This is a genomic window from Bradyrhizobium sp. Ai1a-2, assembly GCF_000426245.1.
GTDB lineage: Bacteria > Pseudomonadota > Alphaproteobacteria > Rhizobiales > Xanthobacteraceae > Bradyrhizobium.
In genome coordinates this window covers 1-2308 of record NZ_AUEZ01000210.1, presented here as the reverse complement: position 1 = coordinate 2308, position 2308 = coordinate 1, and the positions used below count along the sequence as shown (strand labels likewise).

Below are 2308 nucleotides of genomic sequence, written 5' to 3'. Positions count from 1 at the left end.
TTCCAGGGACGTTGTCCACTTTGTTGTGATCGGTCATAGTTCAATCCCGCCGCAGCGGCATGCGGGCCGCCTCATCAAACTCAACCTTATTGCGGGGCCAAAGAGCGTAGGTCACGATAAGAACGAAGATCGCGACGAAGATCGGGGTCCAGAACGTTGTCACGAGCTCGGACGCAACGTTCTGGATGGTGATGATGGCTTTCATCGGCTAACCTCAACGCAGGTTGGCTTTTTCGTTGTAGAGCTTGAAGTCGACAAGAGTGCCGAGTATCTGCAAGTAAGCAATCAGTGCGTCCATCTCCGTCGGTGCGCCCCCATTGCCGTCGAAATTGCGCGCATTCGCCTTGGCATAGCGCGCGGCAAATGCCTCAGCGCCCGGGCTGTCCGGGTCGGCTTGCGCCTTCAAGTCGGCAATCGCGTTGGCGATCTGCTCATCGGTGTAGGGCACGCCCACAGCGCGGAGCGTGCGCAGGTTATCAGCGGTCGTAATGGTATCGATTTCGGTTTTGGCTAGGAACGCATATCGCGGCATCACCGATTGCGGGACGATCGAGCGGGGATCGGTGAGATGCCGCACGTGCCAGTCGTCGGAATATTTTGCACCGACGCGCGCCAGGTCAGGCCCGGTTCGCTTCGATCCCCACTGGAACGGATGGTCGTACATGCTCTCGGCCGCGAGCGAGAAGTGGCCGTAGCGCTCCACCTCGTCACGTAACGGGCGGACCATCTGCGAATGGCAGAGGTAACAGCCCTCACGCACGTAGATGTTGCGACCCGTAAGCTCGAGCGGCGTATAGGGGTCGCATCCCATCGATCACCTCAATGGTGCTCTTCAGATAGAACAAGGGAGTGATCTCAACCAGTCCGCCGTTCGCGATCACCGCGAGAATGCCCCCGATCAGGATGATCGAGTTCTTCTCGAAAATCTGATGTCGCGCCCAGAAAGACATTGACGAGCTCCTCATTCCGCCGGCTGAAGAGCAGCGACCGGCGCCTCGGCCTCGCCCACCCGCACGGTCATCCAGAGATTGTATGCCATGATCAACGAGCCGACCAGGAACAGCGCGCCGCCGGCGGCACGAATGATGTAGAAGGGATGCATCGCTTCTACGCTCTCGATGAAGGAATATTCGAGGAAGCCGAGCGAGGTGTAGGACCGCCACATCAACCCCTGCAGGATTCCGGACACCCACATCGCGGAGATGTAGAGCACGATGCCCAGCGTCGCGATCCAGAAGTGCCAGTTGACGAGCTTGAGGCTGTACAGGCCCTTGCGATTCCAGATCCAGGGCACGAGGCAATACAGCGCGCCGAACGAGACGAAGCCGACCCAGCCCAACGCACCGGAGTGGACGTGACCGATGGTCCAGTCGGTGTAGTGGCTGAGCGAGTTGACCACCTTGGCCGACATTATCGGGCCTTCGAAGGTCGACATGCTGTAGAAGGCGACCGATACCACCAGCATGCGCAGGACGGGGTCCGTGCGAAGCTTGTCCCAGGCACCCGAGAGCGTCATCAGGCCGTTGATCATGCCGCCCCATGAAGGCATCCAGAGCATAATCGAGAAAGTCATGCCAAGCGTCTGCGCACAGTCCGGCAGCGCCGTGTAGTGCAGATGATGCGGGTCGGCCCAGATGTAGAGAAAGATCAGCGCCCAAAAATGAATGATCGACAGTCGGTACGAATAGATCGGCCGCTCAGCGCGCTTTGGAATGAAATAGTACATGATCGCCAGGAAGCCTGGCGGTGAGGAAGAAGCCGACCGCGTTATGGCCGTACCACCACTGAAACATCGCGTCCTGCACGCCGCCCCAGACGATGTACGATTTGGAGCCGAACACCGACACTGGCAGCGCGGGATTATTGCCGAGATGCAACACTGCGATTGTGGCGATGAAAGCGAGATAGAACCAGTTGGCGACGAAGATGTGCGGCTCCTTGCGCTTGATGATCGTTAACAGAAAAACCAGGAAATACGTCACCCAGACGATGGCCAGCCAGAGATCGCAGTACCATTCGGGCTCCGCATACTCCTTGCTCTACGTGATCCCGCGCAGATAACCCGTGCCGGCGATGAGAATGAAGAAATTGTCAGCCGAGCACCACGAACCAGGGCGCGAGATCGCCGGCCAGTCGCGTGCGGCAGGTCTTCTGCACCACGTAAAACGAGGACGCGATCAGCACGTTGCCGCCGAACGCGAAGATCGCGGAGGAGGTGTGCAGCGGCCGCAAGCGGCCAAAGCTCATCCAGGGCAGATCAAGATTGAGTGCAGGCCAGGCAAGCTGCGAAGCGATCACAAGGCCGACC

At 59.1% G+C, this 2308-nt stretch carries 1 protein-coding gene and 2 pseudogenes; all 3 read right to left on the bottom strand.

Annotated elements, in window-relative coordinates; translation table 11 throughout:
* Window positions 1-40 precede the first annotated feature (40 nt).
* Window positions 41-205: a cbb3-type cytochrome c oxidase subunit 3 gene (locus K288_RS0143180; RefSeq protein ID WP_027584847.1), complete on the bottom strand. Its 165-nt coding sequence runs from the start codon at window positions 203-205 to the stop codon at window positions 41-43.
* Window positions 206-214: 9 nt separating this feature from the next.
* A pseudogene (gene ccoO / locus K288_RS49110) lies at window positions 215-950 on the bottom strand (cytochrome-c oxidase, cbb3-type subunit II).
* Window positions 951-961: 11 nt separating this feature from the next.
* Window positions 962-2308, bottom strand: a pseudogene (gene ccoN / locus K288_RS49105) (cytochrome-c oxidase, cbb3-type subunit I); the annotation flags it as partial.